We start from the raw sequence: 14,007 nt of genomic DNA, 5'->3' as shown, positions 1-14,007 counted from the left end.
TAGGTCTTCGTTTTTGAATTACGCGTTTTGGTACTTGTTTCTTTTGTACCAAAATTGCGTTTATCATTGGTTCATCTTCAAATAGATGAACGTATTCACTACAGGAGTTAATAGTGTTTTTGTTGGTTGTAATCACACAATGCGTAACGTACCTACAGGTACTGCAAATACTTCTTTTGTACCCATTCATTTTATGATTTGTTAGAAACTATAAATTAAAATCTACCCGATATTCCTGAGAATTCAACAAAAAACTCAGGTGCGGACAATCGGGTAGATATAAATAACCAACTATCAAACTAATTCATTAGCAACTCACCTGAAGCCAGTGCATTGCTTATATCTGCAGCAACAACGGTGTGGGTTCTAAAAAACCGGTTACCATCCTTACGCTTTATTTTTATCTCGGTAGAACCGTTTTTCTTGTTTTCTACAGAGGTTACAACTACATTATTGCCTTGCAAAGCTTTGTAATTTGCCAAACCACCTCTTTTTATAATAAAATTGGCTCTTGGAAATTTTATATGTTTATAATTCGTGGTTACGGGTGCACCTATCTCTAGGACATCTCCTACTTTCACGTTATTCGCGTTGATCTTAGTTTCATCTTGAGCATATAAAAAACTTCCTGAAAGCATTAAGGCTAATACAAATTTCTTCATCATCGATTCTATTTTAAATTAAACATATTACTTTTTACACTTCTACTCCCTCCGCTTCTACTCCGCCTACCTTTCTTATTCTTAAAGAAATACGATCTGCGGGAGGCCCATAATTAATAATATCATCTTCTGAGCGACCAATTACAGAAGCACCCATGGTACTTGTAACCGATATTTTTTGATTCGGAGAATCTTCATCTTGTAATAAAACCAGTTGAAAAGTATAGTCAACATTGGATATGCTGGACATCGTTACCGTAGACTCAATTCTAACGATATCATTTGGCATATCTTCAGAACTTAAAACCAATGCGCTCTTTAAATTTTTATCTAAGGTTTCAAGTGCGTCTTGATGTATATAGTCTACTAGGTACAAATTAGAATTTAGGTACTTTTTCAGTACCGTATAATCATTCTTTTCTATAACCAGACTACCATACTTCATCTCGTTTACTTTTCAATTTAGCCACCTATTACGGATGACGTCATCAAAAGCAAATGGTATGCCTATTGGAAGAACAAAAACCTAGACGCACACAACAACCTGATTATCAGAACTAAAAAATAAATTAAATTTTACAAGACAGAAAATGTAGTGGGGAGAATTTACCCGATTGGGTAAATTCTCCCGTGTAGTTATTTAATTTTTTCACGTAAAGTTTTACGGTCTATTTGAAGAATTTCTGCCGCTTTTGTCTTGTTACCCTGAGTATGGAGAAGTACACGCTGAACATATTCTTTTTCCATTTCCCGTAGTGGTTTATAGTTTTCTTCCGGGAAATCTATTTGGTATTTTAATGCCTCGGGAAGGTCTTTAACTCCAATGGCACCGTCACACATGATTACGGCCCGCTGTACTACATTCTCCAACTCCCTAATATTACCTGGCCAGTTGTATCTTTTTAATATCTCTAAAGCATCGGGAGATATCTTTAACAATCGGTCTTTGTACTCTACACCGTATTTCAACAAAAATTTATCTACCAATAACGGGATATCGCTTTTACGATTTCTTAGTGGAGGCACATTAATTTCTACTACCGTAAGCCTATAATAGAGGTCTTCTCTAAACCTCTTTTCTTGAATATCGTTCTGTAGGTCTGCATTTGTGGCGGCAATAATACGTATATCTATCTTTTCGTTTTTTCTGGAACCCACTTTGGTGATTTCCTTTTCCTGTAAAGCACGCAATAACTTTGTCTGCACGGTTAGCGGTGCGGTTCCTATCTCATCTAAGAAAAGTGTACCACCTTCCGCTGCCTGAAAGAAACCGGAACGGTTATCGTTCGCTCCCGTAAATGCTCCTTTTACATAACCGAACAGCTCGGATTCGAGCAAATTTTCTGGAATCGCCCCGCAATTAACCGCTACAAAAGGTGCTCGAGAAAACTTTCCTGAATAATGTATGGCACGCGCCACAAGTTCCTTTCCTGTTCCGCTTTCACCTTGTATCAATACGGTGGCCTTATTATCCTTTACTCTTTCTATTACATCCGTTATCTCTTGAAAAGCTGCAGACTCCCCTATCATTTCACTATGAACGGCCCTATTCCCATTAGCTTTTTTAGGCCGTATGTTTTTGCGGCTCTCGCCATGCGCAAAAGCTTTTTCAACCGCCAGTCTAAGCTCTTCTTTTGTAAAAGGTTTGGTTAAATAGTCTATTGCGCCAGATTTAATTACTTCTAAGGCCCCATCAACAGATGGGTAACCGGTAATAACCAGTTTTGGGATTTCAGGATAATGCTCATCCGAGAATTTTAACAATTGTAAGCCATCTACCTCGGGCATTTGAATGTCCGTTATCAACAAATCAATAAAAGTATCTTTCAATATATACAACGCTTCTTTTACCGAAACAGCCTTGTACGTATGGTAATTCATTGATTGAAGATGACGCTGTAAAAGCTCCAAAATATTAATATCATCATCTACCAGTAAAATATTCTCTCTTTTAAGCATACTTACAATTTAGGAAAATCTAGAACGAAAACCGTTCCCTTTGGTTTGTTTGGCCTATGTTGAATTGTACCCTTGTGGCTGCTAATTATACCGTGAACAACACTCAAACCCAAGCCAGAGCCTTCCCCCAAAGGTTTGGTGGTAAAAAAGGGCTCGAAAACTTTATCTTCTATCTTTGGATCAATTCCTTCGCCTTCATCTGAAATGCAAATTTGAATTTTCTTTCCCTTTTCAACGACAGACACTCCAACCGTGCCCTTTACCGGAGAATAGTAAATGGCATTCATAACCAAATTGAAAAGCACCTGTGTAAACTGAACTTTATCGGCACGCAACCGTATATCATCTGATCCAAACTTTTTAGTAAGCTTAATATTTTTGGTCCGTAAAGAAGGCGTCAGTAATTTTAACGTACTCTCTATCATTTTATTAAGCTCTACCGGCTGCATTTCCTGGGGCATCTCACACGCAAAGAACATCAGTTTTTTTACGATCTCACGACTAAATATAGTGTTCTCAACAATTTTATCCAGATCACGAACGGCTCCTGAGTCATCTATTCTTTCTTTTAGTAGTTCCGTAAAACCTAAAATATTAGCCAAGGGTGTATTGAGCTCGTGCGCAATACCGGCGGTAATTTCCCCTAAAATATGAAGCCTGTCCGTTCGTTCCATCTGCCGTTTCACTTTGGCTTCACTTTCCCTAATTTGTTTTCTTTCTAGCAAGTTTCCAATAGCGATGGTAACATTATTCAAAAGGTCTTTTTCCTCCTCAAGGAAATCCGCATAAAAATATCTGTCCTCTGGGTATCCTACTTTTATAATTCCGCTGATCTTATTGAAGACTTTTATGTTGGAATCCATCATGGTCATGGAATCACGAAAACCTTCGGTTTGGATCGTATAATCACCCAAACTGAGATGTACCTGCGTTACCTCATCAAATTGCCATGCATTTTTTAAGCAATACACTATAGCCTCCAAAGATGTTTCTATCTGATCAAAGTCGGAGTTTGCTATTATTGAAGTTACCTCATAAAGACAGGTCAACTCCTTTATACGCTCTTTTAATTTGTCTTTAACAGTAGTCATACACAAAAATAGTTCTTATTACAAAGATCATATTTAAAGTGGACTTCAAACAAAATATTTGAGATTCTTACAGTTTACACGCTAGAACTCCGAGAACATAAAACAGAAAAAGTTGAGATTTAAAAATGTTATCAACCTCAACTTCTAATTTTATTGGTACTTATATACTATTTAATTTTCAAGAGTGAAATCCGGTAGTTTTATAAGCTCACCTCCTTTTAATGCCGATTCATGTGCCAAAATACCAACACAAGTAATATTTGCCGATTGCCTTGCATTTGGGTAGGGTGCTATTTTCTCTATTAGGGCATTTACAAATTCATGCACCAAATGTGGATGTGAGCCTCCATGGCCCGCTCCTTGTGTAAAACTAAGGTGTTGATGTTCTTCGGAATCATAAACCCCTTGGGTGGTGAAATGCTGAATTTCTTTTGGTAACAATTTTGCGAAATCAGGACTTTCTATCTCCTCAGGAATTTCCGGTTCCGGTTTTTTTGCGGTGTGCACTACTAGGGGTTCACCTTCAATAAGTGGCCATTCTACGGATTTTTTAGAACCGTACACTTCAAAACTTTCCCTGTACTGACGTGCTACATCAAAAAGTGAACGGTATACCTGAGCACTCAAATCCGAGTTTCTAAATTTGATATGAGTGGTTTCCACGGCAAAAGGTGAGCTGTAATGGGGTATCAAATCCTCACGAATAGTACCAGAACCAAAACAGGACACATATTCTGCCTCGGCCCTATTTAAGGCTAAAACAGGACCAACGCAGTGAGTAGCGTAGTGCATAGGCGGAAGCCCCGGCCAGTAGTTGGGCCAACCATCCATATCTTGCTGGTGACTAGCTTTTAGAAATTGAATTTTACCTAGTTTACCACTTTCATATAATTCTTTCATGAATAAAAACTCCCTGGCATATACCACGGTTTCCATCATCATATAAGTTAGACCGCTTTCTTCCGTTAAACGAACTATTTGCTCACACTCCTCTAAAGTTGTAGCCATAGGTACAGTACATGCCACATGTTTACCCGCTTTTAAAGCCTGAATAGATTGCCTGCCGTGATCAGGTATGGGTGTGTTGATATGAACCGCATCTATATCCGGGTCCTTCAGTAGTTCTTCATACGAAGTAAAGCGTTTTTCAATTCCAAAAGTATCTGCAAGCTGAATTAACTTTTCTTCGTTACGCTGACATACCGCTACCAAATTTGCATACGGATGCTTTTTATAAATAGGAATGAACTCAGCTCCAAAACCAAGCCCGACAATGGCTATATTTAATTTTTCTCTACTCATAGTTCTCTTTTATTATGCGAATGTTTTCTTCAAAAAATCGATGCCTTTAACAGCAAACTGGTCTTGGCTATCTGCCAAATTTTTCCAGATACAAACGGCACCTGCCAGTTCCTTAATTTCCGGCGTAAAGCTTTCAATCACCAGTGCCCCTTTATAATTTATGTCATCAAGGCCCTTCTTAAAATCGCCCCACGCTGTAAGTCCCGTTCCGGGAATGCCCCGATGATTTTCCGATACCTGTACGTGAATTAATTTATCTCCTACTAAGTTAATGGCTTCCCTAATATTCTGCTCCTCAATAGTCATGTGAAACCCATCAAGTAAAACCTTTGCATTTGATTGATTAATATCATTGACCAACCGCATTACATCTTTTGCCGTATTGACCAAATCCGACTCAAAACGATTTAAGGGTTCCAAAGCAATGGATAGACCATAATCCCCCGCCATTTTGCACACCTTACCTAAATTGGTTACTGCACGGTTCCATTCTATTTTGCGCTGTTCTTCAGAAACCATGCGTGCTTTCCCCACCGCCGAATACATCGGCCCTGCAAAAAAATTGGTCCCTAAAACTGCACACAGCTCAAAACAATCGGCTATATAATTGAAACTGTTGCTATGCAAAGCGGCATCGTCTGCAGTAAAATCTTTTGTTGGACCGAACGCACCGCAGACAGTAGCACAAAGGCCATTATCGTCCAAAGCTTTTCTAACTAGCTTACCATCTATCCTTGCAGGGTCTTCCACTGGTATTTCGACCGTATCAAAACCCATTTCTTTTATCTTTGGAAACAGGGAAATAGAACCTGAGGTAAAGGGTGATTGCCATAACCAAGTACTTACCCCAAAAGATATAGTATTACTCATTTATCCGTTGTTAGAGATAATTAATTAGCTACAACCTTCATTACACCTTTCATTATGCGCCAGTGCCCCGGAAACGTACAAATAAACGGATATTCCCCTGGCTCAATGGGTGCTGTAAATTTTAAGGTTACCGTTTGCTGTGGATCAACCAATGCTGTGGCAAAAAGAACCTCATCCATTTCAGGAACATAATTTTGTTTAGCTCCATTAGGGTCCGCTGCCAGTTTATCTGAAGCCTCACCTACCTTATCCATCGTTCCTTGTTTTACAATGACCAAATTGTGCTGCATAAAGTCTACATTCTCCAGAATTAATTCTACAGGTTCGCCCGCTGGCACAACAAATTCTGAGAGATCGTATTTCATTTCGTTCTTAACCGTACGCATTCTAATTACAAGTCGCTCATCAACATCATCGTTTTTTTCTTCATCATCAATTTTATGCATATAGGCTTTGGCAAAAACTTCGGCAATGCTGGATTTAGAAAAAAGGTCATCTGTTTTCTGTAAAAGGTTTTTTTCCACTTCATATTTCCAATCTCCGGCCAATGCTATTTTCTCGTTTCCTAATGCTAAAAACATTAGATTTTCCTTACCATATATTCCACCACCTCCACCAGTGTCCTCTACGCGAATGGCAATGTGGTTTTCTCCTTTCTTTAAAATCCCTGTAGCTATTTTATATACACGTTCATCCGCATAGCTCTGCTCGGTCCCTCCAACCTTAACGCCGTTTATATAGACAACATCAGAGTCATCAATCGGCCCCATGGAAATGGTTGCTTTACGATTTAAAAGCTCTTCTGAAATGGCAACCGATTTGCGAAACCAAATGATTCCGTCCATATCCAGCCCGGCATCTTCTATATATTGAGGTAATTTCATTGTTTTCCAATGACTATCTTCATGGTTCATTTTATGTCTGTCTACACTTTCGTCTTTTTCGGTTGTAATACTAGTATCAACTTTAATATGCTGCATAAACCCCTTTCTATGCGAACTAGCTGCAGCATACACAGCCTGGGACAGCCATGGGTCTTCCACAATTTCCTTTTCAGTACTCATTTCGTACAGTAGGTTCCCCACCTGTAATGAAGGGGGGCGCTCCGTAAAATAAAGCAAGGCAGCCAAACGAACTTTTGGGTCTTTATCGAATAACAGTTTTCCGTTTAATATGGCCTCATCGGTTTTATCCGTTTTCGGTAATATTTGTATAGCTGCTTTGCGCACCGCTGCAGAAGGGTGATACAATGAATTGGTTACCACCTCATATATTTCAGGGTCTGATTCAATAGCTCCCAACCCTTCTAAAGTCCATAAAGTGTGTAGCACGGACGGATTCATACCCAGTTCATCAACTTGGGTATTAGAAATTAATTTGGCTAACTTTTTCAATACCGTTGCATCGCCACTTTCTACCAACAAGCGTTGGGCGGTCATACGCCAGAACAAATTACTATGAGAAAGTGTATTTATCAATTCCTCAGGTTTTTCTTTATGTAAAACTATCCTTTCATTTGATTTGCTGGCCTTGGAAACAACTCTATAAATACGTCCTCTAGATTTATCCCTAAGAGGATTTTCATACGCATTTCCCTTTCCGTTAACTGCATTATAGCCACCTCGGTCTACGTTTGGCGTAGGATTATGTTGAATGATAAAATTATACCAATCCAACACCCATACGGCACCGTCCGGACCTACTTTAGCTTCAACTGGTGATACCCACTCATCAGAACTAGCAAAAAGATTACCTCCATCCGTTTCTTTATACCCTGCTCCTGTTTCATTAATTTTTGCCATATGAACAATACCTCCAGTGGGTTCACAAACAAAAGCAACTTTATTAAAATAAGCACTAGGAAACTCTCTAGCGGTGTAAAAGTGGTGACCTGCAGCAGCAGTGAATCCACCAAAAACATCTACTTGCCTAATATTTCCTGTTATCGGTTGCATATCATAATGCCCGTCTATTTTTAAACTTCCATTTATAGGTATACCCTCTACGCCCTTTAAATTTTTGTCCGGAATACCTAAATAAACACTGTGTGTATTATTTGCTGTAGAGGCAAAAAGTGAATTGTCTTCGGTTATGCCCAATCCCCATGTATTATTACTGGTTCTCGTTAAGAAATCGAAGGTTTTCTTTTTGGGATCAAAATGATACATTCCTTGAGAAAACTGCTCATCTTTACCAAAAATACGTCCCGAAAACCCGGAATAACCAACTACCCCATAAATAGTATTATCAATTCCGTTCTGAAGGTTAGAAGGTCCTGCATGAGTATCAAAAACTCCCCACCCATCTATAAGGGTCTCTTTAATATCAGCTTTATCATTACCATCCGTATCCTTCAAAAATAAGAATTGGGGCGCTTGGGCAACTATAATTCCGCCATCATGGAATACGAAACTTGTGGGTATATTAAGTTTATCAGCAAAAACGGTTACCTTATCCGCACGACCATCACCATTAGTATCTTCTAATATTTTAATCTTATCGTCACCTACCCCTTTGTCATCACGAACCGTATTTGGATAATCTACGGTTTCTATAACCCACAGTCTACCTTTTTCATCCCAATTTGCGGCAATAGGGTTTATTATATCCGGTTCAGCTGCAAATAACTGCAACTCAAAACCGGCTGGTACTTGAATTAGTTTTGCCGACTCATCAGGTGCTAACGGCAACTGATATTTTAAAGGAGGATTCCGTTTTTCATAATTGGGTATATTCAGCCTTTCTTCATATTTCAATTGGGGCATATCTTTAGCAAAAACTTCCCAATTTTGTTTTACATTATCGTTCACCGACCAGAGAACCCCCTCTTTGATCAAGTTAAGAAACTCCAGATTCTCCCACGTCCGCTCATCATGCCCTAGGGCGGTGTAAAAAACTTTTCCTTTTCCGTATTTTTTTACCCAGGTATAGGGTTCACGATAGTTACCTTCAACACGCTCCATTAGTACCGTAATATCATCTGCTAACTTATCATGTACATAGGTCTCGTCCCAAGTCTTGAATTCCTTAACATTTCGCATAGCGGCATGTGTACTATCGATTATTTCTGCCGTGAAAGTTCCAGTTTCATGCGTTGCGAATTGAGCTCCGACCAAATCAATATATTTCTCTGAATTCTTAAAGCAAAAACTGGCCGAATGAATAGGAATAAACCCATTGCCCTGTTCTACAAAATTGAGCAATGCTTTTTCCTGTTCGCTATTAATCTCTTCGTGATTAGCATATATGATTAGCCCATCATATAGGTCTAGGTTTTCAGAATTTATATCCGACAGGCTCTCTGAATAAGTAAGATTTATTCCTTCCTTGGCTAAAGCTGAAGCCAAAATTGGCATATAGGCCCTAGAATTATGGTGCTCTAAATTGTGGCCCAAAAACAATAGTTCCATTCTCCGCGGACGATTGTCCAAAGCCTTGTTTTCTTTTGTTTCCCCTTTACAGGACAGGAATAAGACACCCATTACCAAAAAGCTAAAAAACACCTTCTTTATATTTCCCATAATCATGTATTCTTGATACACCCCAATTTTATAACTATTTCAAAGACGGTATAGACTTTCTAATATCATATTTTGACTCTTTTATATCATCATATATTATTATATGTATTTTTAAAGATAAATTAGTGTCGTTCTGTCAAAACATATTGAAAAAATCATTTATGAAAACCGCCCTCAGAAAATCGCCTATCCCCAAGACTCACGCATTTGTGGTGCAAAAGTTAAAACAACCCATTTTTGACCCTAATTGGCATTTTCACCCTGAATACCAATTATTTATGGTATTAAAAGGAAAAGGGACTCGGTTTATTGGTGACCATGTAGAACAATTTCAAGAAGGAGATATCACCTTCACCGGACCAAATCTGCCCCATTTATGGAAAAGTGACATGGATCATCCTGACCAAAAAATAAAAGCGGAGGGCATTGTAGTTTACTTTGATCATGATTTTATAAGTGCGCCATTGTTACACAAAGAAGAATACATTAGATTAAGGCAACTATTTAAAAAAAGCTTACGCGGATTTAAAGTAGTGGGAGCAACAGCAAAATCACTTCGAAAAAAAATAGCCGATCTACCCACTTTAGAAGGATTCGATTCTGTATTGGGCCTATTACAAATTCTAAATATTCTAGCTAAGACCGAAGACCTTAACCTACTTGCAAGTTCTGGCTATACAAATACTTTGCGAGAAGGAGATACGGAACGTATGAACCGGGTATACGCTCATGTAATGAAGCATTTTAAACGAAAACTACCCATAACCGAAATGGCGCAATTGACCAATATGACACCTACCTCGTTCAGTAGGTATTTTAAAACACATGCCAATAAAACATTTTCTGAATTTGTAAGTGAAATAAGAATAGGGCATGCCTGCAAATTACTTATAGATAAAAAGATGAATCCTTCGCAAGCCTGTTACCAGAGTGGGTTTAGAACATTATCAAACTTTAATAGACAATTTAAAATAGCTACGAGCATTACCCCAAGTGCCTATAAACAGAGGTATAGGATGAATTAATATATCAATTCTATACCGTAACCCCTGTTACCTCTTTGCAAAAATCATGAAACTACAATGACTACTACAATTGTACTTCCTAATCAAGTAATCCACACAAATATCAAATATTTGTCTTTTCAAAAATTACAGAATCACCTAAACTTATAGGTAAATTATGACTATATTGAAGGTGTATTCCTATAAATTACATGGATTTTGGAAAGAACCTCTAAAAAATCGAAGTCAAAAATACCATACCACGAAATATTTATTGAACAGGCACCTACTGCCATTGCCATGCTCGATAAGAATATGTGTTTTATAGCTGCTTCTAATCGTTGGGTTGAAGAATATAAATTACAAGGCATAAATATTAGCGGCAAAAGCTACTATGACTTATTTTTTGAAATAAGCGACGATGTAAAAGAACTTCACCAGCAATGTCTTGACCAAGCCATAAGTATACAAGACGAGGCTCCTTTTAAACGTAAAGATGGTACCGTGCAATGGTTGTACTGGGACATTAGCCCTTGGTATATAGCTAAAAACAAGGTAGGAGGGCTTTTTATTCATACTATTGATATTACACCCCACAAAGAAAATGAGTTAAAAAAGGCGAGAACAAAGGACATTTTCTTAAAAACAAAAGAGGTTGCTAAAATTGGTACTTGGGAATCAAACATAGCTTTAGATAAAGTATATTGGAGCAAAATGGTACGCAAAATACATGACCTACCGGAAGACTTTCAGCCCTCTTTTGAAAATACAATTCACTTTTATACCAAAGAGAGTCAGGAAAAAATCAATAAACTTATACCTACAGTTACCGAAAAAGGAGAATCATTTGATATTGAACTTGAGCTCGTTACCGCAAAAGATAATCATAAATGGATTAGACTGATTGGAAAAACAGAAGAGGTTGACGGCATCCCTAGCCGAATTTTTGGTATCGTTCAAGATATAACAGAAATAAAGCAAAACAAATTAGAACTTAACAAAGCACAGGCCGAGTTAAACGCCATATTCAATTCTGAAGCACTTTCTATTTTTTCTACGGACGCTAATGGTATGATAAAACACTTTAATAAAGGTGCTGAAAAATTCTTAGGTTATGCTGCCGAAGAAGTAATTGGAAAAATGAAACCCTCAGGCTTTCATCCGGAAAAAGAAGTCAAAAAATTTAAAGCCGACCTAGCCGCTAAATACGGTAAAAATCCTGTAGGATTTAATCATTATAAAGATTTAAGGAATGAAAATGTAAACGACACTAGACAATGGACTTACATTAATAAAGATGGTACCTCCCTACCCGCCCAAGCTACTGTCTCCTCTGTTAAGGATAATCAAGGTAAAAATATTGGCTTTATAGCCTTGGCAACCGATATTTCAGAAATAAAAAACTATCAAAACGAACTTCTTGCCAAAAATCAACTTCTCAATTTTGCCGAACAAATGACCTTAATGGGCCATTGGCGACGCAATTTTATTACAAACAAAGGGTATTGGTCAAAAAGTTTACATAGGATTTTTGAAAGTGAAAAAGATAGCTCAAATTTTAATCAAGAAAAATTTGAAAGCCTCATACATCCTGATGATCGACAAATAATTTCCGATCATATACAAGAGACCTTACAAACAAAATTATTTAAGAGTTTTTCACATAGAATTATTACCCCTTCCGGAAAATTAAAGACCATTCACGTAATGGGTAAAGTTATCACCAATGATAAGGACGAAATTGTGGAGATAATTGGTACAACGCAAGATGTAACCGAACTTAGAATGGCCGAAAAGAAATTTAAAGGCCTGTTAGAATCCGCTCCGGATGCCATGATAATAATAGATGAGCGAGGTTCTATTCAATTGGTAAATAAACAAACGGAAAGTTTGTTTCAATATTCCGCCAATGAATTAGTACACGCTTCCGTAGAACCTCTAATTCCGTGTATTACCGCTTCGGTTAAAGCTGCCAAATTTTCTATCAATAATAACACAAGACAAGTTGGTATCATAGAAGAGCTATTTGCTATACAAAAAATGGGTAAAAAAATACCCATTCAGATAAACATGGCTCCATTGCAATGGGAAGAAGGAATTTTAGTCTCTCTGGCCATACGCGATATTACCAAGCAAAAAGCTGCAGAGAGGAAACTTATTAAAGCTAAAGAAAACCTAGAAGGATTCGCAAAAAAATTAACGGAGCAGAACAAACAGCTTGCAGATTTTACTCATATCACTTCCCATAACTTACGTTCACCAGTTAGCAATCTTAACTCTCTCCTTGATATTTACAGAACAACAGATGATGAAACGCTACGAGCAAGTTTGTTCGAAAAATTTGAAACAGTAATAAATCATCTTACTTTAACACTAAATACCTTGGTAGAAGCGTTAAAAACAAAGAGTCTGTATTCCGATGAAGATATTCAAGAAGTTGAATTTGAAAAAGTACTGAATAAAACCAAGGAGGTATTGGCTGGGGAAATCCTGAAAACAGGCGCTATCATTAAAGCAGATTTTTCTAAATGCCCCGGGATTGAGTATCATAAAATATATATGGATAGTATTTTTTTAAATCTACTAAGCAATGCTATAAAGTACAGATCTAAAGATCGGAAACCAGAAATTGAAATTGAAACCATAATTGAAGATGGTAAAATAATGTTAGATTTTAGAGATAATGGGTTGGGCATAGATTTAGAACAACACGGTCATAAACTGTTTGGTCTAAATAAAGTTTTCCACAGACATCCAGACGCCAAAGGAGTAGGTTTGTTCTTAACCAAGTCTCAAATAGAAGCTTTGGGCGGTACCATTTACGCCACAAGTAAAGTAAATGAAGGCACAACCTTTACAATAAATTTTAATTGACCCAATGAAAGAAACACCAAAAATCTGTATTATAGATGATGATTATATCTATCGTTACACTGTAGTTAAAAAAATGGAAACCATGAAGTTACCTGTAGAAACAGTAACTTTTGGTGATGGTGAAATGGCTTTGGCGTATTTATTGGAAAATCTAAATATTGATTCTGAATTACCTGATGTCATCCTTTTGGATGTTGATATGCCCATCATGGATGGTTTTCAATTTCTAAAGGAATACTCTAAAATTGAAAAGCAATTAAATAAGAAAATACGTATTTACATGATTTCCTCTTCTTTGGACCCTATAGATATTGAAAGAGCTCAACGGGTACATTTTATTGCAGATTACTTTGTTAAGCCCATAAACACAGAACAAATAAAATCTGTTTTTTTAAACCTTTAAGTTTCTAGCTTTTACGTTTAAAGATTTCCACACTATTGCATCCTAAAAGCAGTTATAGGCTATTCCCTATACCCCAATCTTTATAAGTAATACTCCAAAGAATAACTATTATTCCCTCATTGTCATTCTATGGTAAGTAGTTTAGCTCAACGAATGTTTATTCAAATTTACATTATGAGCCACTCCCCTCTTTTCTGCGAATTGATTTGAATTTCTCATTAAACGAGACTTTTAATTAGCACACACTCAATTATTGCACAAATTTCACAACAAAACCTTAAAAATGGTAAAATAGTGCAATCGCTAGTTAAATTTCGCAAA

Annotated in this window: 10 protein-coding genes; 3 read left to right on the top strand and 7 right to left on the bottom strand. The window is 37.3% G+C overall.

The features are described 5' to 3' along the window. Nucleotides 1-299 precede the first annotated feature (299 nt). From P0077_RS15530 to P0077_RS15500, 7 genes are all read right to left on the bottom strand, one after another. Nucleotides 300-665, bottom strand: a complete 366-nt coding sequence (locus P0077_RS15530; RefSeq protein ID WP_276166125.1) for a hypothetical protein — start codon at nucleotides 663-665, stop codon at nucleotides 300-302. Between the two features lie 31 nt (nucleotides 666-696). After that, entirely contained in the window at nucleotides 697-1,107 is a 411-nt protein-coding gene (locus P0077_RS15525) for a GreA/GreB family elongation factor (RefSeq protein ID WP_276166124.1), read from the bottom strand. Nucleotides 1,108-1,298: 191 nt separating this feature from the next. Then, nucleotides 1,299-2,621 (bottom strand): sigma-54-dependent transcriptional regulator, encoded by a 1,323-nt coding sequence (locus P0077_RS15520; RefSeq protein ID WP_276166123.1) that lies wholly within the window; start codon nucleotides 2,619-2,621, stop codon nucleotides 1,299-1,301. Between the two features lie 2 nt (nucleotides 2,622-2,623). Further along, a complete protein-coding gene (locus P0077_RS15515) occupies nucleotides 2,624-3,712 on the bottom strand; it encodes a sensor histidine kinase (RefSeq protein WP_276166122.1) in 1,089 nt (362 codons plus the stop codon). Nucleotides 3,713-3,883: 171 nt separating this feature from the next. Next, nucleotides 3,884-5,014, bottom strand: a complete 1,131-nt coding sequence (locus P0077_RS15510) for a Gfo/Idh/MocA family oxidoreductase (RefSeq protein ID WP_276166121.1) — start codon at nucleotides 5,012-5,014, stop codon at nucleotides 3,884-3,886. Between the two features lie 12 nt (nucleotides 5,015-5,026). After that, complete coding sequence (locus P0077_RS15505) at nucleotides 5,027-5,884, bottom strand: sugar phosphate isomerase/epimerase family protein (protein WP_276166120.1); 858 nt, start codon at nucleotides 5,882-5,884, stop codon at nucleotides 5,027-5,029. A 20-nt stretch (nucleotides 5,885-5,904) separates the two neighbouring features. Next, nucleotides 5,905-9,405, bottom strand: a complete 3,501-nt coding sequence (locus P0077_RS15500; RefSeq protein ID WP_276166119.1) for a PVC-type heme-binding CxxCH protein — start codon at nucleotides 9,403-9,405, stop codon at nucleotides 5,905-5,907. Between the two features lie 161 nt (nucleotides 9,406-9,566). Here P0077_RS15500 and P0077_RS15495 point away from each other — a divergent pair, with 161 nt between their 5' ends. The 3 genes from P0077_RS15495 (at nucleotide 9,567) to P0077_RS15485 (ending at nucleotide 13,686) form a co-directional block, all read left to right on the top strand. Next, a complete protein-coding gene (locus P0077_RS15495; protein ID WP_276166118.1) occupies nucleotides 9,567-10,430 on the top strand; it encodes an AraC family transcriptional regulator in 864 nt (287 codons plus the stop codon). Between the two features lie 198 nt (nucleotides 10,431-10,628). Continuing rightward, nucleotides 10,629-13,283 (top strand): PAS domain S-box protein, encoded by a 2,655-nt coding sequence (locus P0077_RS15490; protein ID WP_276166117.1) that lies wholly within the window; start codon nucleotides 10,629-10,631, stop codon nucleotides 13,281-13,283. Between the two features lie 4 nt (nucleotides 13,284-13,287). Next, entirely contained in the window at nucleotides 13,288-13,686 is a 399-nt protein-coding gene (locus tag P0077_RS15485; RefSeq protein ID WP_276166116.1) for a response regulator, read from the top strand. Nucleotides 13,687-14,007 lie beyond the last annotated feature (321 nt).

The organism is Zobellia alginiliquefaciens (genome assembly GCF_029323795.1).
GTDB lineage: Bacteria > Bacteroidota > Bacteroidia > Flavobacteriales > Flavobacteriaceae > Zobellia > Zobellia alginiliquefaciens.
The sequence above is the reverse complement of the archived record's forward strand: the minus strand, read 5'-3'. Positions and strand labels throughout refer to the sequence as shown.

Coding starts and splice junctions, on each gene's coding strand:
- P0077_RS15530 (WP_276166125.1), bottom strand. CDS start 665: ATGATGAAGAAATTTGTATTAGCCTTAATGCTTTCAGGAAGTTTTTTA.
- P0077_RS15525 (WP_276166124.1), bottom strand. CDS start 1,107: ATGAAGTATGGTAGTCTGGTTATAGAAAAGAATGATTATACGGTACTG.
- P0077_RS15520 (WP_276166123.1), bottom strand. CDS start 2,621: ATGCTTAAAAGAGAGAATATTTTACTGGTAGATGATGATATTAATATT.
- P0077_RS15515 (WP_276166122.1), bottom strand. CDS start 3,712: ATGACTACTGTTAAAGACAAATTAAAAGAGCGTATAAAGGAGTTGACC.
- P0077_RS15510 (WP_276166121.1), bottom strand. CDS start 5,014: ATGAGTAGAGAAAAATTAAATATAGCCATTGTCGGGCTTGGTTTTGGA.
- P0077_RS15505 (WP_276166120.1), bottom strand. CDS start 5,884: ATGAGTAATACTATATCTTTTGGGGTAAGTACTTGGTTATGGCAATCA.
- P0077_RS15500 (WP_276166119.1), bottom strand. CDS start 9,405: ATGGGAAATATAAAGAAGGTGTTTTTTAGCTTTTTGGTAATGGGTGTC.
- P0077_RS15495 (WP_276166118.1), top strand. CDS start 9,567: ATGAAAACCGCCCTCAGAAAATCGCCTATCCCCAAGACTCACGCATTT.
- P0077_RS15485 (WP_276166116.1), top strand. CDS start 13,288: ATGAAAGAAACACCAAAAATCTGTATTATAGATGATGATTATATCTAT.